This is a genomic window from Parapedobacter sp. SGR-10, assembly GCF_011030405.1.
GTDB lineage: Bacteria > Bacteroidota > Bacteroidia > Sphingobacteriales > Sphingobacteriaceae > Sphingobacterium.
The window spans coordinates 1-23,679 of record NZ_JAAJTJ010000002.1 but is presented as its reverse complement, the minus strand read 5'-3'; the positions used below and the strand labels follow the sequence as shown (position 1 = coordinate 23,679).

The 23,679-nt window shown below is 42.7% G+C and carries 28 protein-coding genes and 1 riboswitch; of the genes, 13 read left to right on the top strand and 15 right to left on the bottom strand.

All coding sequences use genetic code 11. The features are described from left to right. Nucleotides 1-41 precede the first annotated feature (41 nt). Complete coding sequence (locus tag G5B00_RS02210; RefSeq protein WP_163871626.1) at nucleotides 42-953, top strand: NAD(P)-dependent oxidoreductase; 912 nt, start codon at nucleotides 42-44, stop codon at nucleotides 951-953. Here the strand turns inward: G5B00_RS02210 and G5B00_RS02205 are convergent. Then, nucleotides 940-1,740 carry an aspartate dehydrogenase domain-containing protein gene (locus G5B00_RS02205; RefSeq protein ID WP_163871625.1) on the bottom strand — a complete coding sequence of 267 codons (801 nt, stop codon included), beginning with the start codon at nucleotides 1,738-1,740 and terminating at the stop codon, nucleotides 940-942. The two genes, G5B00_RS02210 and G5B00_RS02205, sit on opposite strands and share 14 nt — an antisense overlap. 123 nt (nucleotides 1,741-1,863) lie before the next feature. Here G5B00_RS02205 and G5B00_RS02200 point away from each other — a divergent pair, with 123 nt between their 5' ends. From G5B00_RS02200 to G5B00_RS02175, 6 genes are all read left to right on the top strand, one after another. After that, entirely contained in the window at nucleotides 1,864-2,178 is a 315-nt protein-coding gene (locus G5B00_RS02200) for a rhodanese-like domain-containing protein (protein WP_163871624.1), read from the top strand. A 243-nt stretch (nucleotides 2,179-2,421) separates the two neighbouring features. Further along, nucleotides 2,422-2,985, top strand: coding sequence for an AAA family ATPase (locus tag G5B00_RS02195; RefSeq protein ID WP_163871623.1), 564 nt, complete (start codon nucleotides 2,422-2,424; stop codon nucleotides 2,983-2,985). A 413-nt stretch (nucleotides 2,986-3,398) separates the two neighbouring features. Continuing rightward, nucleotides 3,399-4,823 (top strand): Glu/Leu/Phe/Val family dehydrogenase, encoded by a 1,425-nt coding sequence (locus G5B00_RS02190; RefSeq protein ID WP_163871622.1) that lies wholly within the window; start codon nucleotides 3,399-3,401, stop codon nucleotides 4,821-4,823. A 101-nt stretch (nucleotides 4,824-4,924) separates the two neighbouring features. Then, nucleotides 4,925-5,227, top strand: a complete 303-nt coding sequence (locus tag G5B00_RS02185; RefSeq protein WP_163871621.1) for a hypothetical protein — start codon at nucleotides 4,925-4,927, stop codon at nucleotides 5,225-5,227. Between the two features lie 87 nt (nucleotides 5,228-5,314). After that, on the top strand, nucleotides 5,315-5,536 hold the full coding sequence (locus G5B00_RS02180; protein WP_163871620.1) for a DUF6358 family protein: 222 nt from the start codon (nucleotides 5,315-5,317) through the stop codon (nucleotides 5,534-5,536). Between the two features lie 101 nt (nucleotides 5,537-5,637). Continuing rightward, the gene (locus G5B00_RS02175; protein ID WP_163871619.1) at nucleotides 5,638-6,648 is read left to right on the top strand and encodes a DUF3575 domain-containing protein; all 1,011 of its coding nucleotides are present in this window, start codon (nucleotides 5,638-5,640) and stop codon (nucleotides 6,646-6,648) included. A gap of 80 nt (nucleotides 6,649-6,728) precedes the next feature. Here the strand turns inward: G5B00_RS02175 and gcvT are convergent, their stop codons facing one another. The 7 genes from gcvT to G5B00_RS02140 form a co-directional block, all read right to left on the bottom strand. Next, nucleotides 6,729-7,808 (bottom strand): glycine cleavage system aminomethyltransferase GcvT, encoded by a 1,080-nt coding sequence (gene gcvT / locus G5B00_RS02170; RefSeq protein ID WP_163871618.1) that lies wholly within the window; start codon nucleotides 7,806-7,808, stop codon nucleotides 6,729-6,731. Nucleotides 7,809-8,086: 278 nt separating this feature from the next. Beyond that, a complete protein-coding gene (locus tag G5B00_RS02165) occupies nucleotides 8,087-8,431 on the bottom strand; it encodes a hypothetical protein (RefSeq protein ID WP_163871617.1) in 345 nt (114 codons plus the stop codon). A 189-nt stretch (nucleotides 8,432-8,620) separates the two neighbouring features. Beyond that, nucleotides 8,621-9,007 (bottom strand): hypothetical protein, encoded by a 387-nt coding sequence (locus G5B00_RS02160; RefSeq protein ID WP_163871616.1) that lies wholly within the window; start codon nucleotides 9,005-9,007, stop codon nucleotides 8,621-8,623. A 77-nt stretch (nucleotides 9,008-9,084) separates the two neighbouring features. Next, complete coding sequence (gene lpxK, locus G5B00_RS02155; RefSeq protein ID WP_163871615.1) at nucleotides 9,085-10,131, bottom strand: tetraacyldisaccharide 4'-kinase; 1,047 nt, start codon at nucleotides 10,129-10,131, stop codon at nucleotides 9,085-9,087. Next, nucleotides 10,128-10,595, bottom strand: a complete 468-nt coding sequence (locus G5B00_RS02150; RefSeq protein WP_163871614.1) for a gliding motility lipoprotein GldH — start codon at nucleotides 10,593-10,595, stop codon at nucleotides 10,128-10,130. Before G5B00_RS02150 ends, lpxK begins: the two co-directional genes overlap by 4 nt. A gap of 12 nt (nucleotides 10,596-10,607) precedes the next feature. Further along, nucleotides 10,608-11,966: a stage 0 sporulation family protein gene (locus tag G5B00_RS02145; protein ID WP_205966266.1), complete on the bottom strand. Its 1,359-nt coding sequence runs from the start codon at nucleotides 11,964-11,966 to the stop codon at nucleotides 10,608-10,610. A gap of 9 nt (nucleotides 11,967-11,975) precedes the next feature. Continuing rightward, nucleotides 11,976-13,121, bottom strand: a complete 1,146-nt coding sequence (locus tag G5B00_RS02140) for an ATP-binding protein (RefSeq protein ID WP_163871613.1) — start codon at nucleotides 13,119-13,121, stop codon at nucleotides 11,976-11,978. Between the two features lie 194 nt (nucleotides 13,122-13,315). Between G5B00_RS02140 and dnaN the strand changes: the two genes are divergently transcribed. Both dnaN and G5B00_RS02130 read left to right on the top strand, forming a co-directional pair. After that, nucleotides 13,316-14,440 (top strand): DNA polymerase III subunit beta, encoded by a 1,125-nt coding sequence (dnaN, locus tag G5B00_RS02135; protein ID WP_163871612.1) that lies wholly within the window; start codon nucleotides 13,316-13,318, stop codon nucleotides 14,438-14,440. Between the two features lie 10 nt (nucleotides 14,441-14,450). Next, nucleotides 14,451-15,110: a DedA family protein gene (locus G5B00_RS02130; protein WP_163871611.1), complete on the top strand. Its 660-nt coding sequence runs from the start codon at nucleotides 14,451-14,453 to the stop codon at nucleotides 15,108-15,110. A 50-nt stretch (nucleotides 15,111-15,160) separates the two neighbouring features. Here G5B00_RS02130 and G5B00_RS02125 read toward each other — a convergent pair whose 3' ends face one another. From G5B00_RS02125 to G5B00_RS02110, 4 genes are read right to left on the bottom strand one after another with little or no spacing between them, the layout of a single operon-like run. Further along, nucleotides 15,161-15,433, bottom strand: a complete 273-nt coding sequence (locus G5B00_RS02125) for a Trm112 family protein (protein WP_163871610.1) — start codon at nucleotides 15,431-15,433, stop codon at nucleotides 15,161-15,163. Continuing rightward, nucleotides 15,433-16,074, bottom strand: a complete 642-nt coding sequence (locus tag G5B00_RS02120; protein WP_163871609.1) for a thiamine phosphate synthase — start codon at nucleotides 16,072-16,074, stop codon at nucleotides 15,433-15,435. The genes G5B00_RS02125 and G5B00_RS02120 overlap by 1 nt, the downstream gene beginning before the upstream one ends. Continuing rightward, nucleotides 16,071-17,096 (bottom strand): AIR synthase-related protein, encoded by a 1,026-nt coding sequence (locus tag G5B00_RS02115; RefSeq protein WP_205966265.1) that lies wholly within the window; start codon nucleotides 17,094-17,096, stop codon nucleotides 16,071-16,073. Before G5B00_RS02115 ends, G5B00_RS02120 begins: the two co-directional genes overlap by 4 nt. Before the next feature lie 19 nt (nucleotides 17,097-17,115). Then, the gene (locus tag G5B00_RS02110) at nucleotides 17,116-17,844 is read right to left on the bottom strand and encodes a class I SAM-dependent methyltransferase (RefSeq protein WP_163871607.1); all 729 of its coding nucleotides are present in this window, start codon (nucleotides 17,842-17,844) and stop codon (nucleotides 17,116-17,118) included. Between the two features lie 78 nt (nucleotides 17,845-17,922). Further along, nucleotides 17,923-18,023, bottom strand: a riboswitch (TPP riboswitch). Nucleotides 18,024-18,094: 71 nt separating this feature from the next. Here G5B00_RS02110 and G5B00_RS02105 point away from each other — a divergent pair. Genes G5B00_RS02105 through nadD form a run of 3 tightly spaced genes read left to right on the top strand, consistent with a single transcriptional unit; the run spans nucleotide 18,095 to nucleotide 20,184 of the window. Next, a complete protein-coding gene (locus G5B00_RS02105; RefSeq protein ID WP_163871606.1) occupies nucleotides 18,095-18,970 on the top strand; it encodes a YicC/YloC family endoribonuclease in 876 nt (291 codons plus the stop codon). Between the two features lie 9 nt (nucleotides 18,971-18,979). Then, nucleotides 18,980-19,543 carry a guanylate kinase gene (gene gmk, locus G5B00_RS02100; RefSeq protein WP_163871605.1) on the top strand — a complete coding sequence of 188 codons (564 nt, stop codon included), beginning with the start codon at nucleotides 18,980-18,982 and terminating at the stop codon, nucleotides 19,541-19,543. Nucleotides 19,544-19,599: 56 nt separating this feature from the next. Beyond that, entirely contained in the window at nucleotides 19,600-20,184 is a 585-nt protein-coding gene (nadD, locus tag G5B00_RS02095; protein WP_163871604.1) for a nicotinate (nicotinamide) nucleotide adenylyltransferase, read from the top strand. Between the two features lie 93 nt (nucleotides 20,185-20,277). Here the strand turns inward: nadD and G5B00_RS02090 are convergent, their stop codons facing one another. The 3 genes from G5B00_RS02090 to kduI are packed head-to-tail and all read right to left on the bottom strand — an operon-like array spanning nucleotide 20,278 to nucleotide 23,059. Further along, nucleotides 20,278-21,042, bottom strand: coding sequence for an SDR family oxidoreductase (locus G5B00_RS02090; protein WP_317168827.1), 765 nt, complete (start codon nucleotides 21,040-21,042; stop codon nucleotides 20,278-20,280). Nucleotides 21,043-21,091: 49 nt separating this feature from the next. Continuing rightward, on the bottom strand, nucleotides 21,092-22,213 hold the full coding sequence (locus tag G5B00_RS02085; protein WP_163871602.1) for a DUF4861 family protein: 1,122 nt from the start codon (nucleotides 22,211-22,213) through the stop codon (nucleotides 21,092-21,094). After that, a complete protein-coding gene (gene kduI, locus G5B00_RS02080; protein ID WP_163871601.1) occupies nucleotides 22,214-23,059 on the bottom strand; it encodes a 5-dehydro-4-deoxy-D-glucuronate isomerase in 846 nt (281 codons plus the stop codon). It lies immediately after the preceding gene. 403 nt (nucleotides 23,060-23,462) lie between these two features. Here kduI and G5B00_RS02075 point away from each other — a divergent pair, with 403 nt between their 5' ends. Continuing rightward, nucleotides 23,463-23,651, top strand: a complete 189-nt coding sequence (locus G5B00_RS02075; protein ID WP_163871600.1) for a CsbD family protein — start codon at nucleotides 23,463-23,465, stop codon at nucleotides 23,649-23,651. Nucleotides 23,652-23,679: the final 28 nt, after the last annotated feature.

The following is a 23,679-nucleotide window of genomic DNA, read 5'->3' as shown; positions in this document are numbered from 1 at the left end:
TGCTATTATTTATTTCCTAATATATACGAATAAAAGGTATTATGTTTAAAAAGCTTGTTGCGGTTGAGCCTCTAAATTTAATCCCCTCGGCAGAGAAAGCATTGTTTGATTATGCTTCGGAGGTGGTGATGTATAATAATATGCCTGCCTGCCCTGAAGAAATGGCAGCACGGATCGGAGATGCGGATGCTGTATTGATCAGTTATACATCAACATTGGGGCGAGAGGCTTTGAAAAAATGTCCGCATGTGAAATATATCGGCATGTGCTGTTCCTTGTATACACCGGAAAGTGCGAATGTGGATATCCTATATGCCAATTCCAGAGGTATCACGGTCTTGGGTGTACGCGATTACGGAGACGAGGGAGTGGTAGAATATGTGGTGAGTGAGCTGGTACGGTGCTTACATGGCTTTGGTACGGCGAAAGACGGCCAGCCTAGACAGCCTTGGGATGGTGTGGCACGGGAGATTACCGGAACCAAGGTCGGCATCGTGGGGCTGGGCAAATCAGGTGGTATGGTGGCCGATGCACTGAAATTTTTCGGAGCGGAGATTGCTTACTTTGCCCGGTCGGAAAAAGAAGAAGCCAAACAAAAAGGTTACCGTTTCCTGCCGGTCAAACAACTGTTGCAAGAAAGCGAAGTTATCGTAACCTGTCTGAACAAAAATACAGTACTGCTCCATCACGAGGAGTTTGCTGCGATGGGCAATAGGAAGATTTTGTTCAATACAGGTCTTTCTCCAGCCTGGGATGAAGAGCCATTTGCCACATGGATCGACCGGGACAATCTTTGTTATTGTGATACGCTGATCGCTTTGGGCAATAAGAAGTTTCTCACGCATCCACACGTGTACTGTATGGGTGTCTCGGTAGGCCGTACCCGTCAGGCATTTGACCGCCTGAGCGCAAAGGTACTGGCCAATATAGAGACCTATCTTAAAAGGAAATAGGTGAAACGATATTGCGGAGTGTGCTTACGACGCTCCATCCGGCGATCTGGGCCGTCGAACTGTAGACATCGATCACGGCATGTACCTGATCGTTCTTGATTTCAATGCGGTGATCGTCCCCTACAAAATTTGGGGTAGAAGTGATGGACACTTTCATGTTTTCCGGCCCAACAGATGCAATAGATGCTGCAACAGAAACATTGACCTTGGTCGGAAATAGTGCAATGGCATCTATAGCATTACCCTCGAATACTTTCCTCTTTTCGGTCTGAAGCGTGTCGTCGTACACCGATGTGTTCTTAAGAGAATTGGGTCCTTTTTCGGTGTCAAAGGTGGCTGTAGCATTGCCCATGAGTGCTACTGTACGCAAGACATCCAAGCCTCCGATAGCACCGGATGCTATGTGGACCTTGGTGTGGTTTGCTTTGGCGGTTTTTTGGACTTCTTCATGAAAGACCGGATCTGCAAAAGCACCTATAGAAAGTGTCACAATGGATGATCCTCCTTTTAAGGCCTCGATGGCAAACTCTTTTAAGGCGTATGGTGATGCCGTTTCGACGATATAGTCGGGCTTGCAATCGAGTAGCTCATCTATCGATTCGCAGACCTTACATGTAGCCGTAGATAATGTCGAATTTACCCTATCTGCGATGGACTGTGCTTTCTCCTTAGTCCTCGAATAGGCAGCGATAAGTTGATATTCATCCAATAAATTGGCGTTCAGCGCCTCTGTAACGATTGCGGCCAATCTACCACAACCGACAATAGCCAATGTCTTTTTTTCCATAGGCACAACATATCAAAAATAATCAAGAATAAAAACTTTCCAGTTTTGGATTTTGAGATGACTCATCTATGCTGTTGTATAAAAGCATAAATTTGTCTAAGTTTGATTGTAAAATAGATTATTATGAAAGAAATAACAGTAGAAGAACTGAAATCGATGATAGATAACAATGAAGAGTTTCAATTGATCGATGTGCGTGAACCGTTTGAATATGAGGTGTCCAATCTGGAAGGGGTGAATATTCCTTTGTCAGGCATTCTTATCGAGTCGAACAAGATCGCAAAGGATATACCGGTAGTTGTACATTGCCGCTCAGGTAAGCGCAGTGCACAGGCTATCATGCTGTTGGAACAGCAGGGCTTCACAAATTTGTCTAACTTGGAGGGAGGAATTTTGGCTTGGAAAGAAGAGTTCGAGCCAGATATGGACGTTTATTAAAACAATGTTTGGATTTTTGGAAAGAGGGCAAAAAGCTCTCTTTTTTATTTTAAAGTTTTCAGCAAAACTATCCACTATCTCCAAAAGGGTGGAGTCTCACGCAAAAGGAACAACGCAAAAAATAATCCCATTTTTAAAATTGACGGAAGTATTGAAGTGAGAGAAGTTTTAAAATGGGACTCATAGTCCCCCTTCAATATATCTATCAAAAGACTTATGTGATTTTAATAATAATATTAAAAATTGAAAACAAATAGAGAAGCCTTTTGTGTCATAACAGGTGGTCCGGGTGTCGGAAAAACAACACTGATTAATGAACTAAATGGTTACGGTTTTCAAACCGTACAAGAGGACGCGCGAAAGATAATAAAGGCACAAATTGAAACCGACAGTGAAGGGTTGCCGTGGAAAAACAAAGAACTGTATGCAAAGCTGATGTTGGAGGCATCTCTAAGGAGCTATGATGAAGTGAATACCAAAACGTTTTCAAATTTCATTTTTTTTGACAGGGGAATTTTAGATACTATTTGCTATATGAAAATGGAGCAAATTCCGGTATCAGATGAAATAAAAGAAATGGTAAGACAATATCCATATAACAAGAATGTTTTTATTCTCCCGCCTTGGCAGGAAATCTACGAAACAGACAATGAACGAAAACAAAGTTGGGAAGAAGCTGAGTGTACATTTAAAAAAATGAAAGAAACCTATCTTGAGTTTGGTTATAACGTCATCGAAGTTCCAAAAGCAAGCGTAAAAGAAAGGACAGAATTTATTATTCAGAATATCGATAAGTTTATAGGTTAAATTTGTCACATTGTCTAAAACAGAGCTACATAACGAACAGTTACCATATTTATTCCGGCATGAATATGCTAATTAAGCTAACCAAATCCAAAACAGAAAAGTAGACTTTAACAAAAAGAATAGAACGACTAAAAAGTAAATACCAAAAAATCATAACGTAAGATCTTTATTTACAACAGTTTCTCCTGCTTTTAATCTTTAGTGCATATTTTGCTGAAAATTTATTTTAAATAAAAAGATGTTTTGTCGAAAAAATTACACTAGAACAGTATAAAATTTGTACAAATGCCAATAAAAATGTCTTTTCATCTAAAAAAAAGTAATTTTTTCATTTTACGGTATTTTGCTCCTCAGCTTTTTAAAGTTTAGCTAACTTTAGTCCGTCATTTTGAACAAACACTAAATAGACCGTTATGAGCAGCACAAATGCATCAAATCAAAGTTTTTTCGAAAGCGTACAGCGGAATTTTGAAAAAGCAGCTAAGTTTACCCGTTTCGATAGGGGTATTTTGGACCAAATCAAAGCGTGCAATTCGATCTTACGGGTCAAGTTTCCTGTGAAAATAGGTAATGAGATCGAGGTTATAGAAGCCTACAGGGTACAGCACTCCCATCACAAATTGCCCTGCAAAGGCGGTATTCGCTTCAGTCTGGAAGTGGATCAAGAGGAAGTGATGGCTTTGGCCGCACTGATGACCTACAAGTGTGCGATCGTAAATGTCCCTTTTGGCGGTGGAAAAGGGGGGATTAAGATCGACTCCAAAAAATATTCAGACTTTGAGTTGGAAAAAATTACCAGACGTTACACCTCAGAGCTTTGTAAGAAGAATTTTATTGGCCCGGGTATTGACGTGCCTGCTCCGGATTATGGTACGAGCTCCCGGGAGATGACCTGGATACTGGATACATATGCTTCATTGAATCCCAACGATATTAATGCGCAAGCTTGCGTAACGGGCAAACCTATTGCGCAGGGGGGTGTACGCGGCCGTGCAGAAGCAACCGGATTGGGTGTGTTCTTTGGTATTCGGGAGGCTTGTTCTTTCCAAGAGGATATGGAAAAGCTGGGTTTGCCTGTCGGGATTGCCGGTAAGAGGGTCATCGTACAAGGGCTGGGAAATGTGGGATACCATACAGCTAAATATTTTCAGGAAGCAGGAGCCAAGCTGGTCGGACTCATCGAATATAACGGAGCGATATACGATGAAAATGGACTGGATGTAGACGCAGTACAGGCCCATCGCCAGAAGACGGGAGGTATCTTAAACTTTCCGGGAGCGATCAATATTGCAGACCCAGCGGAGGGTTTGGAACAGTCTTGCGACATCTTGATTCCGGCAGCGTTGGAAAGCGTGATCCACAAGGATAATGCGAATCGCATACAGGCCAAGATGGTAGGCGAGGCGGCCAATGGTCCATTGACTTCCGAAGCTGACGAGATTCTGAACAAAAAAGGTATATTGGTCATTCCCGATATCTACTTGAATGCGGGCGGAGTCACAGTATCTTATTTTGAATGGTTGAAAAACCTAAGCCACGTTCGGTATGGACGTCTGGAAAAACGCTTTAGCGAAAACATGTATCATGAACTGATCGATATCATCGAATCTACTACCGGCAAAAAAGTATCGGAGTTGGAGCGTAAGACTATTTTGAGAGGCCCGGACGAGATCGATCTGGTTCATTCGGGATTGGAGGATACCATGATCGGCTCCTATCGGGAGATCCGGGACATCTACACTTCCCAAGAAGGCGTGAAGGATCTACGTACAGCGGCATTTATCTGTGCGATCAATAAGATCGGTGTATCGTACGAGCAGCTAGGTATCTTCCCGTAAGGGCTAACGACAAATAAGATCTCTGAAGTTTAACTTTGTTGAGGGCTTCGCCGTTCTCAAGCTTCGAAAGTTTTCTTATAATATTTTTATACTTTTGTGGTATGAAAACGCTATTTCACCAGACTAAACAGGCTTTCTACTTTAGTCTGGCTTTTTATTTATTGGCCATCGCGAGCCAAATCTTTCATCTTCCATTTGCTCCGATCGTCATCAGTGTATCGCTATTGATATCCTTGATATGGGTCCTGCTCGTACTGCGGGAGGTCTTGCTGTCTAGGGCACTCACTGCTGTAGAGTGCGTATTGTTGATTTTATTTATCATTGGGGGAAATATTTTGGCCGGGATTGTTTATTTTGCATTCATCCGCGAACATGTAATCGGGAAGAAATCAAACAAAAAATAAAACTGTCATGATCCGTCGGTTGGTAGATAATATCTCACAATGATTCGATCATGACAGTTTCATTATCATTGAAAAAAAGATAAATAAATGAAAAAGCACTTTATCCTGAATCTACTGCTCAATCTAGGTATTATCTTTCTCATCATGAGCGGGGTGGCAGCCTATCGGAGTGGCAATATGTTGATATTGGGACTTGCCATTGCGATAAGCATCGTCTTGATCTATCTCAAAGTTGTACTATTGAAATACGTCAAACAAGACTTGGTCAAGAAGCAGCAGGCAAAACCAAATCCTCAGAAAAAGAGGTAAGCATTGTTTTCTTAACAAGCAGCAAGCGTATCAGAATGACCGTTATGGCAATAGTTGTAGCAGATAGGTATTTTTCTCGTTAACTCATTAAAGAACCAACCATGATACGCTACTATTACTATACGTTTAGTGTTGTATTGCTATTCTCTTCCTGTGCCACGTTGTTTAATCAACGTGAGACATTGGTATATGTCCGGACGAACGAGCAAAGCAGGCTGGTGGTAGAGAATGATACTACCTTGTTGGCAGATAAACACATCCTTTTTGTTGACCGTGCTAAAGCTCCCTTGATGATTACCGCGTTTACAGATTCTGTATCCCATACAGTTGCGGTCGAGTCCACACTTTCCCCCACATATCTTCTTAATCTTGTGTATTTTGCAGGATTTCCTGGGGCTGTAATAGATCTGTGGAGCCCCAAGCGGCGTACCTATCCTAAGCGTCTATATATCGATATGCATGATGACACATACCGGATTGACAGACGACCGATGAAGCCTTTGGATGTCCAATATATCAAGCCCAATATCGTTAAGCTGACGCCATTCAAGATAGCAGGATGGATCACACCATCGGCTGAGATATCTTATGAACGGCAGTTGGGGAAACTGTTTTCTGTACAGGCACAGGCAGGATATTTGTTAAGAAACCCATTGGTATGGTATGCTGATTATGTCAAACCAGAAACGAGAGGATTTTCTTTGGGACTAGAGCCGCGTTTCTATTTCAGGAGCCCTTATCCCCAAGGGGTTTATGCAGGCTTGGATATCAATTATCTGACAAAAGAATTCAACGAAGAGAAGACATTCTATTCAGGGTTATATGACGAAGGTGTGGATACGGAACACTATACGGATACGTTGAAGATTGCACGGCAAACCTACACGTGTAACGCCAAAATAGGATACCAATACGTGCACAAAAGATTTATATTGGATAGTTTTATTGGCCTAGGAATCAAATACCGGGATGTAGAGTATAATAAGCCCATACGTGAGAATTTTAGACTTCACGGTCCTCGGCACCCTAATATACCTTTTTCCGAGTCCAGATCGGGAAAATACTATGTGGCAAGTTTTGTAATGAATATCAAGTTAGGGTATAGTTTCTGAGGGATTTTTTGTAGCGAGATATCGATGCTTATCGAGCATACAGACACTTTACTGTATCTGTATGCTTAGTAAACAAAAAATTACTTTACAAACGGTGGTTTCTTTACCACAGCTTTTACAGCCTGGTTACGGATGGAGATGTAGATTTCCGTACCTTCCTTAGCAAAGGCTGTATCCACATAACCCAATCCGATGGACCGCTTCAAGGTAGGTGATTGTGTACCCGAAGTCACACGGCCGATTTTGTTGCCTTCTGCATCCACGATCTCATAGTCATGACGTGGTATACCTCTATCGATCATCTCAAAACCAACCAGCTTTTGCGATACACCTTTTTCTTTTTCGGCCTTTAGGTTTTCGGAATTTACAAAATCCTTGGTGAATTTGGTCACCCAGCCGAGCCCTGCGGCCAAAGGTGATGTCGTGTCGTCGATATCGTTTCCATATAGGCAGAATCCCATTTCCAGGCGCAGCGTGTCACGTGCACCTAAGCCGATAGGTTTGATACCATAAGGAGCTCCGGCTGCAAATATTGCATCCCACACTTTCTTCGCATCCTCATTGGCTACATACACCTCAAATCCTCCGGCCCCGGTGTACCCCGTAGCAGAAACCAACACATTGTCCACACCGGCAAACTGTCCCTTGGCAAAAGTGTAGTATTCCATGGAAGCCAGCTCGATATCGGTCAGGGATTGTAGTGCCTCTGTAGCTTTAGGTCCTTGGATAGCAAACAAAGATGTTTTATCCGAAATGTTCTTCATGTCGACACCATACGTGTTGTATTTGCTGATCCAGTTCCAATCCTTTTCGATATTGGACGCATTGACGACCAACAAATAGGTATGATCATCGATCTTATAGGTCAGGAAGTCATCGACTATACCGCCCTCCTCGTTGGGCAGGTAACCATATTGTACTTTGCCGTCGTATAGCTTGGAGGCATCATTGGAAGAGACCTTTTGGATGAGATCCAGTGCCTTTTCTCCTTTGAGGATGAATTCGCCCATGTGACTCACGTCAAATACACCTACTCCCGTACGTACGGTCTCGTGCTCATCGTTGATGCCGGAATACTGTACCGGCATATTGAATCCCGCGAAAGGAACCATCTTTGCACCTAAGGAAGTGTGCAGATCTGTCAAAGCTGTATTTTTCATTATCATAAATTGTTTTCTCAATGGCAATGAATCTTGCCCGTCTCCACAGGCAGATTTCATTATTATAAATTTTTACCGTTATCGGGCCCTCTTGTCCACGACTTTTGTAGACCTTTGAAGAGCGTGTTTACACATATTGATTTTAATGTCGTAAAATCCTGTTGCAAAAGTAGCAGTAAAAAACGTATTTATGGTGTTTAATTTATGAAAAGCATTAAATGTTGTATAAAAGAGGGGATCGAAAATTTTCGATCCCCTCTTTTATAAATCAACCCTTATTAGTCTTCCTTGCTTTTACGTTCCGCGAGGTATTTTTTGAATTGTTCTTTTTGTTTATCGTTCAATTGTTCCATGATTCTGTTGTTTGACCCTTCTTTCAATTTGTGGAGCTGTTGCTGTAGTTCCTGAAAGGATAAAGCTGTGTCCGCTTTAAGCGCATATTTGGTTATTTTTGCTTCTAAAACAACAGGATAGATAGTGGCTTGCTGCTCATCGCTAAGGGTTAATTTTTCTGCCAGAGTAGCTATGGTTTCTTTTGTTTTTTGTTCTACGTCAACTTCTTGGGCTAGTGCCAGCGTGATGGCGAACAAGAAACCTAATCCTGTTAAAATTAATTTTTTCATTGCTTACAGATTTAAAGTTTAAAACTATTATTGTTTTTAACCTTATATATTAACAGGCAAGACACTTCAAATATTGTGCTAATTATATTGGTTACTGACAAATTAGCATTATTAGGCCCATGAAGTGGGAACCGGCACAAAGGAAAGGCCTGACTATAGCCAGGCCTTTCCTTTGTGCCGGAGAATTGTTTACAGGTTATTCTTTCGTTGCTGAGATCTGTTTTCCTGTCTTTTCTTAAGCAGATCCTCATATTTTCCTACCTGTTCACTGGTGAGGTAAGATTTTATTTTGGCTGTTCTGACTTCGCGTTGTGCACGCATCTTTTCGAATGCCGCCTGTCTGTCACCCCCTGACTGTTTTCTTAGCTGCTGCTGTTCTTTATTCGCTGTCAGCAAATAGTTCAGGATGGAATCCTGCTGGGTCTGACTCAAGTCAAGGTCTTTATGCAGGCGTTGTACCTCCATTCTAGCTCTCTCCTCTGGGTTGTCTACTTGTCTTCCCGGTCTTTGTTCTTGGGCTATCGTGACGGTCAAAGATAAGAATGCAAGCGTGAGTGTTAACATGAAATTTTTCATAACGTTCTATTTTTATTTATATAAAGTTGAACATTATTTTGATAGAAAAGAACTAATTATCAAATGTTTAACCTTTGTTAAGGTTTGTTTACAAAGTGCTGCTGTACGTAGTTTTGGACAGCATTGTCAAAAATTTTGTCGTCCTCATCGAAGAAAGTGGTCTTGATGGGAATGTAGCCTAAGGGATAGTTCTCAAATACCATAATATCCAATCGTTGAAAATCTTTTTCGGTGGTCAACAGAAGTTTATTTGAGGAAGACATCCTTTCGTAAGCCTGCTTGATATGGCTGTAATCTTTTTCGGTAAAATTGTGGTGATCACGGTATAGGATGGGATGCACCTTGTTTCCTTTGCTTTCTAAATAGGCTATCAAAGGTTTGGGATTTGCAATACCACAGAACAAAAGGGTGTCCATCCCGACTATATCCGATTGGATAGCCTTGCCAATTTTGTCCAATGGGGTGTCATACGCTATACGTGTGTACAAGATGGGGGCGGCACTGTACTTTTTGATTTTTTGCTCGATATGTCTTTTATGTTCAGTAGTGATATGATCTGGACATTTGGTGATGACAATTAGGTCAGCACGTCGTATAGCTGAAAAATTATCCCTAAAATCTCCTGTAGGAAGCATCAATACAGGTCTGTGGAGTGAACGGTATTCCAATAGCAGAATAGAGAAACCGGGCTTTAGTTTGCGGTGCTGATAGGCATCATCCAATAGTATGAGGTCATGACTGTCCATGATCTGCCGCACGCCTGCACAGCGGTCTTCGGATACAGCTACAGTAATATGGGGAAATTTCCTTTTGAATTGTAGAGGTTCATCCCCGACCTGCAAAGCTTCCGAATCGGTCTGTACATAATAAAAACCTTTTGTTTTCCTGCCATACCCCCGACTCAAGGTGGCTAGTCGATAGTGTGGAGAAAGCAGGTTGATGAGGTATTCTGTCATCGGACTTTTGCCTGTTCCTCCAACAGCCAGATTGCCGATGACGATGGTCGGTATATCGAAAGTGGTACTTTTGAAGATCCCCCTGTCGTAACATAGGTTTCGGATCCATACGATACACTGATAGATAAGGCTGACAGGCCATAGTATCCACCGGATCAGGGTAATCATTTTTTTATGAGTTTGATACCCACATCCGAAATGTCCGTCAGCGGATTTTGCCGCATATTTTGTTCGATACCAAATGTATAGATTCCTGTATCGGGAAAGACAAAATTTGGATACGCAAGATACTGTATTTCGTACAGGCCACCTGCCGATCTACCTAGCCAGCGTCCATCCAGTTGGGCGAGAGGGATCTCCTCACGGTAAGTTGTGTCGGCCAATTGTGGTCCTTTTTGATGGAGGAGTACGAAAATATTGGAAAAATCATATCCAGAGCTATGCCTTAGATTGATGAATATATCATATTTGGCATTCTTATCTGTGATATGTACCGGAAATTCAGGAATGTCCTGATACGTCCAAGACCTGCCCGCTATCGCTTTGTTCTGTTCATAGAAGGCATCGTATTCACAGGAAAGAGTGAAGAAAAAGGTAAACCACACAAAAAAAATATAGACAAACTTTTTCATTGTAATATCCTTTTATTCGCTGCCTTTATTTGGTTTCTGGTCGTTTTTATTCCTGTTTCGGTTATTGTTGAACCTTCTTTTTTTGCGTTGTTCCCCTCCTTTGGCAGCGTTGCTTTGTTCGGCTATCGCAGCAGTTGGATCATGTTTGTCCTTAGAAGCAGCTTTGCCTTGATTGCCGTTTGAAGCAGGTGTATTGTTTTCCTGCCTGTTGTTTGACTGTTTAGGTTTGCTCTTTTTCTTTTTCTTCTTTTTATTCCGATCATCCAGACGCGTTAGGCTATCTTGCCCTACTACATTCTCATAGTCAAAAACGATTGGTTTTTTGGTTTCAGTCTGCTGGGGTGTATATTCCAGTGCTTCGGGCTTGACTCCACCTTTGTTTTGTGCCACGAGTTCTTTGACTTTGGCTACCGTCAATGGAATCCAGTTTTCAGCCCCGGGATAAGAGAACCACATTGTTTTTTTGAAAATATCCGTCTTCTGTAGATAAGCGACACCGCTGAGGGTCTCGATACGGTCTACATCGTTAGGGATATCTTTGAGTGCATCCATATAGCTATCCAGCTCATAGTTGAGGCAGCACTTGAGCTTGCCACATTGTCCGGCCAGCTTGAGCGTATTCAACGATAGATTCTGGTATCGTGCGGCCGAGGTAGAGACAGTCTTGAAGTCTGTCAGCCATGTGGAGCAGCACAGTTCCCGTCCACAGGATCCTATACCCCCGAGCCTGCTGGCTTCCTGCCGCATACCGATCTGCCGCATTTCGATACGGATACGAAATGCTTCGGCCATCCGCTTGATGAGTTCACGAAAATCTACACGGCCGTCGGCAGTATAATAGAAAGTAGCTTTGGTCTTGTCGCCTTGATAGTCAACATCCGAAATCTTCATGGATAGCCCCAGATCCAGTGCCAGTTTGCGCGCGCGGTGCATCGTCTCCCATTCCAGATCTTTGGCGGCGTTGAATTTGGCGACATCGGCTTCGTTGGCCTTGCGATAAATCTTTTTGACCACAGACTCAGGGCTCACGTTGTTTTTTTTGAGCTGTAAGCGCACAAGCTCTCCCGTGAGCGAAACGTGTCCAATATCGTATCCGCCTGTAGAAGGTTCTACCGCAACCATTTCGCCCATCTCCAGATAAATATTGTCCTTGTTGACATAAAAATCCTTTCGAGAGCCTTTGAAGCGTACCTCTACAATATCGAACGGTTTATAATTTGATGGCAAATCCATGTCGGAAAGCCAGTCATATACATCTAATTTATTACATCCGCTGGTCATGCAGGAGCCATTGTTGTTGCAACCTGCGGGTACCGTGCCTAATTTGCTACTACTACCACAACCTCCGGATGAGCAACTGCCACATCCCATATTTTCCTTTTATATATATTGAGCCCCTTTCGGGAACGTTTGATATTTGAACAATAACACCAATTGCAAAGATAAATCTAAAAATAATATTTTAGGATTACCATTTCTTTCTATGCCATAATGCGCTTTTTCCAACAACTCTACGGCATGCTGTAACTGTTCAAATTGGAATAGTCCACTAAATTTTTCTACAAAAGCCAACTCTTCCTGCTGCAAAAATACCAATTCTTTGAGACCTTGTTGCATTAAAATAATCTGTCTCATCATATTGATGGCATAAAGTAAGAAACTTTTTTGATTTTCACGGCCTAATTTTGAAAGTTTATCCTCACACAGGCCGATAAGTTCTAGCCCATTGTCGGTCACAATGAAGCGCAGCCATTGGACCAATAGGGCAAAAGTCTCGTTTTCGCCATGCTGATGAAGCAGGTCGAGCGCCTGCTGGATATTGCCGTCGGCGATGAAAGCGATTTCGTTGGCTTTGGCAGGGTCAAGGTTTTTTTCCTCCACAAGATAACTCTTCATTTCGTCATGGTGCAGCTTGTTTATTTTGGTAAGCTGGGTCCTTGAAATGATCGTGTTGATGATCTTGTCCTGATTTTCAGCTACGAGCAGAAACAATGTTTTTGCGGGAGGTTCTTCGATGAGCTTCAGCAGAGCGTTGCCCTGTATGTCCAGGTATTCGGGCAACCACATGATCAACACCTTGTATTCGGCTTCGAAGGCTTTCAGACTCAGTTTTTTGATGATGTCGTGTGCCTCGGCTATATTGATATTGGCTTGCTTATTGCCCGCTTCCAATTGTTGTCGCCAGTGGTCCAGCCCTAGATAGGGATTGGATAGAAAAGCCTGCCGCCAGGATTCAATGTAATTGGTGGCGACGTCTTCTGCTCCCTTTGCAAAGAAGGGATAGGAGAAGTGCAGATCAGGATGGATGAGTTTGTCGTATTTGCGGCAGGAAGGACATTGGCCACAGCTGTCGTTTTCCAATCGGTTTTCGCAATTGATATATTGAGCGTAGGCCACTGCTAGCGCCAGACTACCCGATCCTTCGGGGCCGAGAAATAGCTGTGCATGGCTCACACGGTTGTTTTTTACCGTGTTGACCAATTGTTCTTTGATGCTCTGATGTCCTACAATCTCTTTAAACCGCATATCTTGAATTGTACAAACTTAGATAAATTCGTTTTCATATAAAAACGAATTTATCGAGACCTGCCTATCGCAGGTGCGGTTTCAATCCGCGTCATCTGCGGATTGCTAAGAGTGTCTTAGAATTAAAGCAAACAGAGTTTATAAAATATAGATTCTTTTGCGTATTATTGCATGTAAAAATATCAAATCAAGAAATGAGATTTATTGTATCTACTTCAGCATTGCTAAAACAATTACAAGCCATTAGCGGAGCATCCAGCAGCAGCACGGTACTCCCCATTTTGGAGAACTTTTTGTTTGAAATCAAGGACAATACCCTTACCATTTCGGCAACGGATTTGCAGACCAGCATGGTCACTTCATTGCCTATAGAGGCTAAAGAAGAAGGGCGGGTCGCTATGCCGTCCAAGATTTTGATAGATACATTAAAGACTTTACCCGATCAGCCAGTTGCGTTTTCGGTAGATACCAATACATTGGCCATTGAGATCAGTGCCGGCGATGGTAAATATAAGCTGAGTGGAGAGAATGCCGACGATTTTCCGAAGATACCGACCGTAGAGAATGTGTCTACGGTAAAGATCGCCGGGGTTGCTTTGGCGGAAGCGATCAACAAAACCATATTTGCCGTGAGCAATGACGAGCTTCGGCCTGCGATGTCAGGTGTATATGTTCAGCTCAACGAACAGAATATTACATTTGTCGCCACAGATGCCCACCGTTTGGTACGGTACCGTCGTACGGATGTGGGGGCTGAAAAAGCCACTTCGATCATCCTGCCGAAAAAGGCCCTGCACTTGCTGAAATCTTCGCTTCCTACGGACGATACCGAAGTCTCTCTGGAATACAATACCACCAATGCTTTCTTCCAGTTTGGCAGCATCCATTTGATCTGTCGCTTGGTAGACGAGCGTTATCCGGACTATGAGGCGGTCATCCCACAGAATAATCCCAACAAGCTCACGGTAGACCGATCACAATTTCTGAATACATTACGTCGGGTCGTGATCTTTGCCAACAAAACTACACATCAGGTCAGATTGAAAATCAACGGTTCAGAATTGCACATTTCGGCAGAAGATTTGGATTTCTCGAATGAAGCGCATGAGCGGTTGAGCTGTCAGTTTGAAGGGGAAGATATGGAAATAGGCTTCAATGCGAAGTTTTTGGTCGAGATGCTCAATAATCTTTCCTGTGAAGAGGTCGTTTTGGAAATGAGCTCTCCAAACAGGGCAGGGTTATTGTTGCCTGCCATCAAAGAGGATCATGAGGATATCCTGATGTTGGTCATGCCTGTTATGTTGAATAGTCAAGGCTAATCGTACAGTTTTGGAAGTCATTTATTCGCTTATTGATTTTATTCTCCATATAGACAAACATCTTGTGGAGATCGTGAATAATTACCAGACCTGGACATACCTTATCTTGTTCCTCATTATTTTTGTAGAAACGGGTGTGGTGGTCATGCCCTTTTTGCCAGGAGACTCCTTATTGTTTGCGGCCGGAATGTTAGCCGCGCAGCCCAACGAACTTAACATCTGGATTATGATCTTCCTTCTGCTGTTGGCTGCGGTCATGGGGGATTCGCTTAACTATTCCATAGGCAAACATTTTGGAATGCGGGTGACTAAATTCAAACTTTTTGGTAAGCAGGTCGTCAAAGAGGCACAGATCGAAAAGACCCATGCTTTTTATGAGAAGTATGGGAGCAAAACTATCGTCATTGCTCGTTTTGTACCTATTGTACGCACGCTTGCTCCCTTTGTAGGTGGGATAGGTCGTATGCATTATGGTACTTTCCTGACCTATAATATCGTTGGTGCAGTGCTGTGGGTAGTTGGTATTACCTTAGCAGGATATTTTCTGGGTAATATTCCTATTATCCGTGATAATTTTTCCAAAGTCGTGTTACTGATCATATTTCTTTCCATTCTGCCCATTATATTTGAAGTGCTTAAGGAAAGGTTTAACAAGAAGAAAGTACTATAAAATACTTTCTTCCTATTGAAATCTTATGTATGTCGAGAATCGGTCTTGTCCTATTCATTCAATAACCTAAACTGATCTATTTTTTCTGGATCGATATATTTGTCCCAACGCTTCAGTACAGGCCGTTCGAGCTCAAAATTTCTGTATTCGTCCGGAGACATGACGGGTATTCCATTAATAATAGGATAAACCCGTTTACATTGCTTGCATTGGATGATGCCTTCCACGACATTTTCCTGTAGGTCTTTGGAAATGACGGTTAGGTTTAAGTCGCTTTTGTCAAAAGGGCAACAAAGTTTTTCTTGTATGGTCTGAAGTTTCATTATTTTGATAGATTAAGTTGTTGGGTGTATTTTGATAGTTGTTCGACAGGATTTTCTGCCTTCATGATTCCAGAGATCAATGCGACCCCATTGTAATCTAGATCATTTAATAGGTGTAAGTTTTGGGGGGTAATACCGCCGGCTACAAAAATGGGTATCTCTGTTTTTTGTCTACACGTTTTGATTGTTTCGGGATGGACTATTTCACAGCTATTGCTGGTCTGAGACGAAAACATAGAACAAAAGGAAAAGTAGGAAAAACCATATTTTTCAGCGACCGATACGACGGATAGGTCGTTGTTTAAGGTCAGCCCTTTCAAAAAAGGTCGTTTTATCTGCTCAACGATATGCTCGAAAAACAGCGGAATATGGTCAAAATGTACACCATCAAAAGACCTGTCGTTAAGATATTCCCATCTGTTGTTGATCAGTATAGGAATATTTTTATCACCGAAAATTTCGAAGACAATATCAAATACTTCATTGATTTCTGCTTCTTGCAAGTGCTGCATATTGTCCCAGATTTGAATAGCACTTAATTCACAGCCACTGATTTTTACGAGTTGCTGTTGTAGCTTATCCAGTTCCATACCCGGATCCAGGACGAGATAGATGCCATTTTTTATATATTGTTCGCTCATGACAAATTATTTTTATAGGCGGTGAAGTAAGCTGCCCAATAAGGGTCTTCAACAGGGTAAGGTATAGGCAAACCATTTTGATCTTGAAGATATGACTTTAGATCCGGTCTACTATTGAATCTGCCAATATGTGTTGCTTCTATATGGACATCACCTAATTTTGTGATGATCTTGTCGGTATAGTGTGGATTGCAGGCGATGAGTAAAGAGCCTGCGCCTATACTGCGCAAAGGATCTATCTTAAAAAGCTTGCACACCTGTCGCTGTGGCTCTGCTACTCTTATATTCTCCTCAAACAGGGAGATGCATGTATTGCTGGCTTGCGCAAATTCATGGGAAGCGCCGATGATTCCCTTTTCGGTCACATCGTGCATAGCATGTACCTGTGAAAAAAGCGCTTGATCTTCCTGCAATACTTTCACCTCGGGAATAATGCTTGTTTCGAAAAAACTTGCCTGTGCTTGGTTCCTTATCTCATCCCCCACATGTTTTTTGATGTAGTCGGGAAAGCTCCACGCTAACAACGAACTGCTGGAGAGGGCAGCGCTCTTTGTCATCAGCAGATCGTCCCCAGCTTGTGCAAGGGAAGATGTTTTGACCTCGTCCACAGGTGCGATAGCGAATAAAGTACCTCCACCGGCAATGGTGCTTTGCGTAAATGAATCAAAGGCTGTGTGCCCACCGGTTATATGTACGCCGATTTCTTTACAATATTGATCGATAGAATTCCAATAGTTTTGTATTTGGGAGGAGGACAAGGATGTCGGAAGATTGAGTACAAACTGTCCATAGTTGGGCAAAAATCCGGTGGTCGCCACATCATTTGCCATTAAATGTACAGAAAGCCAAGCGGAGATCTCCATGGACAGCGAGGGTAATATACTTAGTGGATCACTTGCCGCGATTAAAGCTGTTTTTTCATCTATTTTGATGACACTGACATCCACACCTATGGAGGGCCCCTGTAGGACTTCCTGTCTTCGAAAACCAGTCTTTTCGATAAACTGGGCTTTTAATGCCACAGGATCTAATTTTCCATCTCTATACATGGTCTACGTCATTAAACTGAATATATAGTCCAAAGAAATCTCCATAGGGGACACTCCATTGCTGGACAGGAAACCATTTTGGTAATCCGGTGCAAGTCCACCGGATGGTATATTCTCTTCCTCTCAATGCCTCTTCTATTATGCGGATGAGCATTTTGGGTGTATAGAATGTTGCCGTGACATAGAATGGATTTTTGCCAAAAATCTGCTGTACACGTCTTCGTACAACCTTAGGCGAATTGCGGTTCATCATCCCCATAGCAATTCCATATTTGGCCACACGGGCGGCTTCACGAATAACCTTGACCGGGTCTCGATAGTATTCAAATGTAGTGATGAAGGCTAAACTGTCGAACGTATGGTCCTTGAATGGCATATGATGGGAGTCAGCCATGACTAGATCTCCTTCGAATAGATGGATCGCTTGGGAGAGCATCAATGGAGAGATATCGCCTCCGGTAGCTTCAATGCCGATTTCTTTCCACCAACGCGTAAATCGTGTCGTGCCGCATCCGAACTCTAATAATGTTTTGACACGGGTATCGTGGCTAACAAGCTGTTCCATGACTTTTTTTTGCCAGATTTCGGCTCTTTTATACCTCCCTTCGTACCATTGTTCGTAGGTCTCTGTATGCTCTCTGTTGAAGAACCATTCAGGACGGTTTTGCCAGGTCCGTTGATCTGTAGGAAGTAACTGAAAATTTGATTTTTGTAGTTCCATATGGTGTGTTTATATTTTCTATATATTGCGCCAAACATAGAAAATCACACCTATGAAACACCCGCGGAGCAGGGGTTTAAATGAAGTGCAAGGCATTCCTACGTTGGCATTATCCAAATCAGGTCTCGGGTATAATCTCAGCTAGCAGACTGATCTGCTTCGCACCCCGTGCACATGTTTCGAAGATAGGTATTTATTATCAATTTTCCTATCTATCGGAAAATTACCGCTTGTTTCGTTACCTTTGCGTATGATAAAATCAATGACAGGATATGGTGTCGATACGCAGGAAAATGAAAACGTAAAGTACACTGTAGAGATAAAATCGCTTAATTCTAAATTTTTGGAATTGAGTATCCGGCTTCCTAAAGCCGTTTCGGACAAAGAGTTGACCTTACGTAGTGAGTGTAGCAAGCTCATAGAGCGCGGAAAAGTCAATGTCATGATTTCTTCGGAATATACAGATCAAACGGCAAAAGCATCGTCCATCAATGGCGAGCTCCTCAAAAAATATTATACCCAACTTCAAGAGATAGCCCAACAGGTGGGCGATACGAAAGCTTCTTTATTCGACTTGGCATTGAATATGCCTGAAGTCGTGGCCACCAACGATGACGAAATCGATGAGGAAGAAGGAAAGGTACTTTTGGCGGCCTTTTATCAAGCGGTGGACAAATTCAATACGTTTAGGCTTGATGAAGGTAAGGTCCTCAAAGCCGATCTGGAGAATAGGGTACGGCTGATCTTGGATTATCTGGTGGAAGTAGAAGCTGTGGAAGGCGACCGCATTCCCTTGATCCGCGAGCGTATAGCAAATTATATGGACGCCGCCGTGGGTAAGGAGAATATCGACAAAAACCGTTTCGAACAAGAACTGATCTTTTATATAGACAAATTAGATATTACCGAAGAGAAGGTGCGGTTGCGGAGTCATTGTAATTATTTTCTGAATGCTTTGAACGCGCCGGATTCGAATGGTAAGAAACTGGGGTTTATTTCGCAGGAAATGGGCCGTGAGATTAACACGCTCGGCTCAAAGGCCAATGATGCGGGAATACAGCAGGTCGTCGTGCGGATGAAGGAAGAGCTGGAGAAAATAAAGGAACAATTGCTCAACGTGCTATAGCTAGATATTATGGGAAAATTAATCATATTCTCAGCTCCTTCCGGCGCCGGAAAAACAACGATAGTCAGACATCTACTGTCCAAATACGCGGACAAACTGGCGTTTTCCATCTCGGCGACAACACGGGAGCGGCGCGGTGCCGAAGTCGATGGGTCGGATTACTATTTTATCAGCAAAGAGGAGTTTTTGCATAAAGTGGCCAAACACGAGTTCATCGAATTTGAAGAAGTGTATTCCGGGACGTTTTATGGCACATTGAAATCTGAGGTAGAACGTATTTGGGCCGAAGGTAAGCACGTGATTTTTGATATCGACGTCGTCGGAGGTCTTCGCCTCAAATCCAAGTTCCCAGAGGAAGCGTTGGCTATTTTTGTGAATCCTCCGTCACTGGATGTGCTCAAAGAGAGACTACGTGGACGTGGTACTGACTCGGAAGAAAAGTTGAAAGAACGTTTTGCAAAAGCTGAACATGAGCTGAGCTATGCAGACAAATTTGATGTAGTGCTCGATAATTTTGATTTAGAGACAGCTAAGGCTGATGCGGAGAAATTGGTGTTGGATTTTATAAAGTAATTTGGGAATTTGAAAATGAATGTTTCAATACGCACTACTCATATCTCAATACGAATATGAAAAAACAACACATCGGTTTATTCTTTGGGTCGTTCAATCCCATTCATATTGGCCATCTGATCATAGCCAATTATATGGCGCAGTACACCTTGTTGGATCAAGTTTGGTTTGTTGTCTCTCCTCAGAATCCTTTTAAGGAAAAAAAAAGCTTAGGCAATATGTATGATCGATTGGAAATGGTCAACCTTGCCTTGGAAGGCTCCGATAAGCTGAAAGCCTCCGACATCGAATTCAGATTGCCTCAGCCTTCCTACACCATAGATACATTGATCCATTTGGGGGAGAAATATCCCAACAAAGAATTTGTACTTATCATGGGAGAGGACAACCTTGCTAGCTTGCATAAATGGAAGAATGCAGATATTATCTTAAGGGATTATAAAATCATTGTGTACCCAAGGATAGGCCATGATGGAGGAGTACTCAAAAGCCACCCTTCTGTGATGGTCACCGATACGCCTATTATGGAACTGTCGTCCACTTTTCTGCGACAAGCGATCAAAGAGGGAAAGAGTATAAAGTACTATACTCCGGATAAGGTCATCGACTTTATCGACAAGAAAGGGCTTTATTTTAAATAAAGCCCTTTCATCTGTTGGCGCACGAATCCTTTCGTGTGCTCGAAAGATAGGCACACGAAAGGATTCGTGCGCTAGCTTTACGACGACATTATATTATCGACCCATCCAGCCACCATCTACGGTCAGGATCGTGCCATGGACATAGTCTGAGGCTTTGGATGCCAGAAATATGGCAGGTCCTTTGAAGTCTTCGGGTTCTCCCCATCTACCTGCCGGTATACGTCCCAGAATAGAAGCCGAACGCTCGGGATCATCACGCAGGGCTTCTGTATTGTCTGTGGCGATATACCCCGGCGCAATAGCATTGACGTTTACCCCTTTGGATGCCCATTCGTTAGCAAAAGCCTTCGTCAATGAACCAATGGCTCCTTTGGATGCCGCATATCCCGGTACATTGATACCACCTTGAAAGGTCAGTAGTGATGCGGTAAACACGATCTTACCCGAACCACGGGCAATCATGTCTTTTCCGATTTCGCGCGTCAATACAAACTGTGCATTTTGGTTGATTTCAATGATCTCGTCCCAATATTCGTCGGGATGCTCTGCTGCGGGTTTGCGTAGAATATTTCCTGCATTGTTGAACAGAATATCAATGACTGGGTGATCTTTCTTGACTTGATCGATAAATTTATACAGCTCTTCTCTTTTTGAGAAGTCACACTTATAGGCATGGAATTTTCGACCCAAAGTTTGGATAGATTTTTCTACATCCGAGCCTTCAAGCTCGAGCGTGGCTGATACCCCAATGATGTCGGCACCAGCTTCGGCAAGTGCCTCGGCCAAGGCTTTTCCGATCCCTCGTTTACAACCTGTGACAAGGGCAACCTTGCCTGATAAATCAAATGAATTTAGTATCATAAAAATTAAATTTAGATGTAGGGGCAAAAAAATCTTTTGCCCTTACTTATTTCAATGTCACTTTTAACGGTTTTTTGATCCGTTCGGCATATTCCTCCACATAATCTTCCCACTTGTCTGCTGTTGTGATCTTGCCGGCTTTATTCCATGCAGCCCCATTGTAATACACCAAAGGTTTACCGTTTTTTACGGTCGTCTTTATCAAGAACTGTTCAGGTACATTAGGAAGAAGCTGCACTTTGGAATGTGGTAATACCACGGCGGTTCCTGTACGGCCTGCACCATCGATATCTGGTTCCCAATAGGCTAGCGTCCTTTCTTTTTGGTCAAAATCAAACGCTGGATTTACCTCTTTTCGTTTGGCCAGACCGATGACCACAGGTGTGACCTTGGCCTGTTTGTTTTCCAAATGCACAACGACCTTGTTGAAATGCTGTCCCGCATCCAGAGAAATAGTTTTGGTCAATGAAACCGTTTTGCCGTCAAAGTCTTGTGGTTCAAAGGTCAGTTTGAACGTTGTCCGCAATGGACCATTGTCCAGCACCTGATATTGTCTGTAATGTTTGGTGTAGTGCACCTTATCCTTAAAAAACAAGGCGATATCCCCTGCTCCCAATGTTTGTCCAACGGAATAATAGTCCAAACCCTGTCCATGATCCTTGTGGTAGTCGCCGTGCTTATACCATGCATTGATGACGAGATCGGTAGTTCTCTTTGCCCAGTAATCAACGCCTTGTGCATCGTCTTTTCTACCCTCGAGTGCTTTTCCGTACATACGGAACGCCACTACATCATTCTCCCAGGCAAAATCGTCAAAACGCTCCGGAACATATCGGGCGTAGGCTTTGCTATTTACCGATGGAGCTTTTTCGGGTGATACCACTAGGTCCAGACTACTTTTGGGTGCTATCTGTACCTGTACAAGCACATTCTGTACATCGGGCAGGCCCAATTTTTCCAATTGATGGGTATATGTGGTACCTGAAACCTTGTCTTTTATCGTAAAAACTGTATCTACTCCGAAATGCTTGCTAAACTTGGCAAAAGGTACGGATACCACTTCTAGCCTATGCTCATCCCCGGTATTCTTTATTTGGATAACTTTTTGTGCCCGCGAAGCTGAATAAGTCAGGCACAGGGCCACAACAGCATATATAATTTTTTTCATTTATCTCAAATCTGTAATAGCACTTTTGTCCATATCATCGTAATCCATATTCTCGCCGGCCATACCCCATATAAAAGTATAATTGCTCGTGCCGGCTCCTGAATGGATAGACCAGGGAGGCGAGATCACGGCCTGTTCATTGTGCATCCAGATATGGCGGGTTTCGTCCACTGGACCCATAAAATGAGATACGGCCTGTCCTTCGGGTATATCAAAGTAGAAATAGACTTCCATACGGCGATCGTGAGTATGCGAAGGCATCGTGTTCCATACCGAACCCGGTTTGAGCTCGGTCATACCCATTTGAAGTTGGCAAGTCTCAATGACGGTATGCAGGAGCATCTGGTTGATGACACGGTGGTTGGCCGTCTCCATACTGCCCAATTCGATTTTGTTGGCATCTTCTTTTGTCACGCGACGGGTAGGAAATGTATGGTGAGCTGGTGTGGAGTTGAGATAGAATTTTGCAGGATTCTTGCTATCGTTACTGCTGAAATAGACTTCTTGCGCTCCTTTTCCAATGTACAAAGCCTCTTTATGGTTGACGACAAAGATTTCTCCATCTACCTCTACGTGCCCGTCACCGCCTACATTGATGATGCCCAGTTCACGACGGGACAAGAAATGTGGCTCTTTTAATAGGGGTTCGATGGTTTCCAATTTAACCTTTTTGTTGACCGGGAATGCTCCTCCTGCCATGTAGCGGTCGTAATGGGTATAGACGAAGTGTACCTGATCTTCGAAGAACAATCGTTCGATCAGAAAATTCTGGCGAAGTCCACTTGTATCTAATGATTTACTTTCATTAGGACCTATGGCGTACCTAGACTCAAATGTTGTTGACATATCCTTACTTTATATTGTTAAATTCTTAAAGATAGCCCTTCAAAATGTAAAAAGAAATTTTCTAATCCGTCGCTTATCAACTGTACCGATTTCGTAACAGATATGATACAATAGCGAAAAAAATCACGAACTCTTTTAGCATCCGGTTCGCGAAGACAAGCCATTTTATCTAAGCCGTAAGAAGCATGGCCAATAGAACTATTCACACTTCGAGAAGAAGGGCTTATTTGTGAAGTTCACCATTTACACAGCGTGAAATTGACCTCATTCAACAAATAATGCACAAGAATTGATCTGTCTATCCGCTCTCTTAAGCTGGATTGTTGAAAGAGTTTACAAACAAAAAATGGCCACGCTTGTTAAGTAAGATAAGAAATAGTTATAAAGTTAAAATTTAAGCAACATGGACAAATTGGATTTGAAAGGTAAATGGACCGAAATGAAAGGTAAGATCAAGCAACAGTACGCCGATTGGACAGATGATGATCTGAAATATGAGGAGGGACAAGACGAGGAATTGTTAGGGCGCTTACAGCAAAAATTGGGAAAAGCACGTGAAGAAGTTATAGATTGGTTGAAAGGTTTGGGATAATACGTGTTGAGGTATGTTAAATTATGAC

Excerpts from the sequence above, each read along its gene's own strand:
- G5B00_RS02210 (WP_163871626.1), top strand. The coding sequence starts at position 42 with ATGTTTAAAAAGCTTGTTGCGGTTGAGCCTCTAAATTTAATCCCCTCG.
- G5B00_RS02205 (WP_163871625.1), bottom strand. The coding sequence starts at position 1,740 with ATGGAAAAAAAGACATTGGCTATTGTCGGTTGTGGTAGATTGGCCGCA.
- G5B00_RS02200 (WP_163871624.1), top strand. The coding sequence starts at position 1,864 with ATGAAAGAAATAACAGTAGAAGAACTGAAATCGATGATAGATAACAAT.
- G5B00_RS02190 (WP_163871622.1), top strand. The coding sequence starts at position 3,399 with ATGAGCAGCACAAATGCATCAAATCAAAGTTTTTTCGAAAGCGTACAG.
- G5B00_RS02185 (WP_163871621.1), top strand. The coding sequence starts at position 4,925 with ATGAAAACGCTATTTCACCAGACTAAACAGGCTTTCTACTTTAGTCTG.
- G5B00_RS02180 (WP_163871620.1), top strand. The coding sequence starts at position 5,315 with ATGAAAAAGCACTTTATCCTGAATCTACTGCTCAATCTAGGTATTATC.
- G5B00_RS02175 (WP_163871619.1), top strand. The coding sequence starts at position 5,638 with ATGATACGCTACTATTACTATACGTTTAGTGTTGTATTGCTATTCTCT.
- gcvT (WP_163871618.1), bottom strand. The coding sequence starts at position 7,808 with ATGAAAAATACAGCTTTGACAGATCTGCACACTTCCTTAGGTGCAAAG.
- G5B00_RS02165 (WP_163871617.1), bottom strand. The coding sequence starts at position 8,431 with ATGAAAAAATTAATTTTAACAGGATTAGGTTTCTTGTTCGCCATCACG.
- G5B00_RS02160 (WP_163871616.1), bottom strand. The coding sequence starts at position 9,007 with ATGAAAAATTTCATGTTAACACTCACGCTTGCATTCTTATCTTTGACC.
- lpxK (WP_163871615.1), bottom strand. The coding sequence starts at position 10,131 with ATGATTACCCTGATCCGGTGGATACTATGGCCTGTCAGCCTTATCTAT.
- G5B00_RS02150 (WP_163871614.1), bottom strand. The coding sequence starts at position 10,595 with ATGAAAAAGTTTGTCTATATTTTTTTTGTGTGGTTTACCTTTTTCTTC.
- G5B00_RS02145 (WP_205966266.1), bottom strand. The coding sequence starts at position 11,966 with ATGGGATGTGGCAGTTGCTCATCCGGAGGTTGTGGTAGTAGTAGCAAA.
- G5B00_RS02140 (WP_163871613.1), bottom strand. The coding sequence starts at position 13,121 with ATGCGGTTTAAAGAGATTGTAGGACATCAGAGCATCAAAGAACAATTG.
- dnaN (WP_163871612.1), top strand. The coding sequence starts at position 13,316 with ATGAGATTTATTGTATCTACTTCAGCATTGCTAAAACAATTACAAGCC.
- G5B00_RS02125 (WP_163871610.1), bottom strand. The coding sequence starts at position 15,433 with ATGAAACTTCAGACCATACAAGAAAAACTTTGTTGCCCTTTTGACAAA.
- G5B00_RS02120 (WP_163871609.1), bottom strand. The coding sequence starts at position 16,074 with ATGAGCGAACAATATATAAAAAATGGCATCTATCTCGTCCTGGATCCG.
- G5B00_RS02110 (WP_163871607.1), bottom strand. The coding sequence starts at position 17,844 with ATGGAACTACAAAAATCAAATTTTCAGTTACTTCCTACAGATCAACGG.
- G5B00_RS02105 (WP_163871606.1), top strand. The coding sequence starts at position 18,095 with ATGATAAAATCAATGACAGGATATGGTGTCGATACGCAGGAAAATGAA.
- gmk (WP_163871605.1), top strand. The coding sequence starts at position 18,980 with ATGGGAAAATTAATCATATTCTCAGCTCCTTCCGGCGCCGGAAAAACA.
- nadD (WP_163871604.1), top strand. The coding sequence starts at position 19,600 with ATGAAAAAACAACACATCGGTTTATTCTTTGGGTCGTTCAATCCCATT.
- G5B00_RS02085 (WP_163871602.1), bottom strand. The coding sequence starts at position 22,213 with ATGAAAAAAATTATATATGCTGTTGTGGCCCTGTGCCTGACTTATTCA.
- kduI (WP_163871601.1), bottom strand. The coding sequence starts at position 23,059 with ATGTCAACAACATTTGAGTCTAGGTACGCCATAGGTCCTAATGAAAGT.
- G5B00_RS02075 (WP_163871600.1), top strand. The coding sequence starts at position 23,463 with ATGGACAAATTGGATTTGAAAGGTAAATGGACCGAAATGAAAGGTAAG.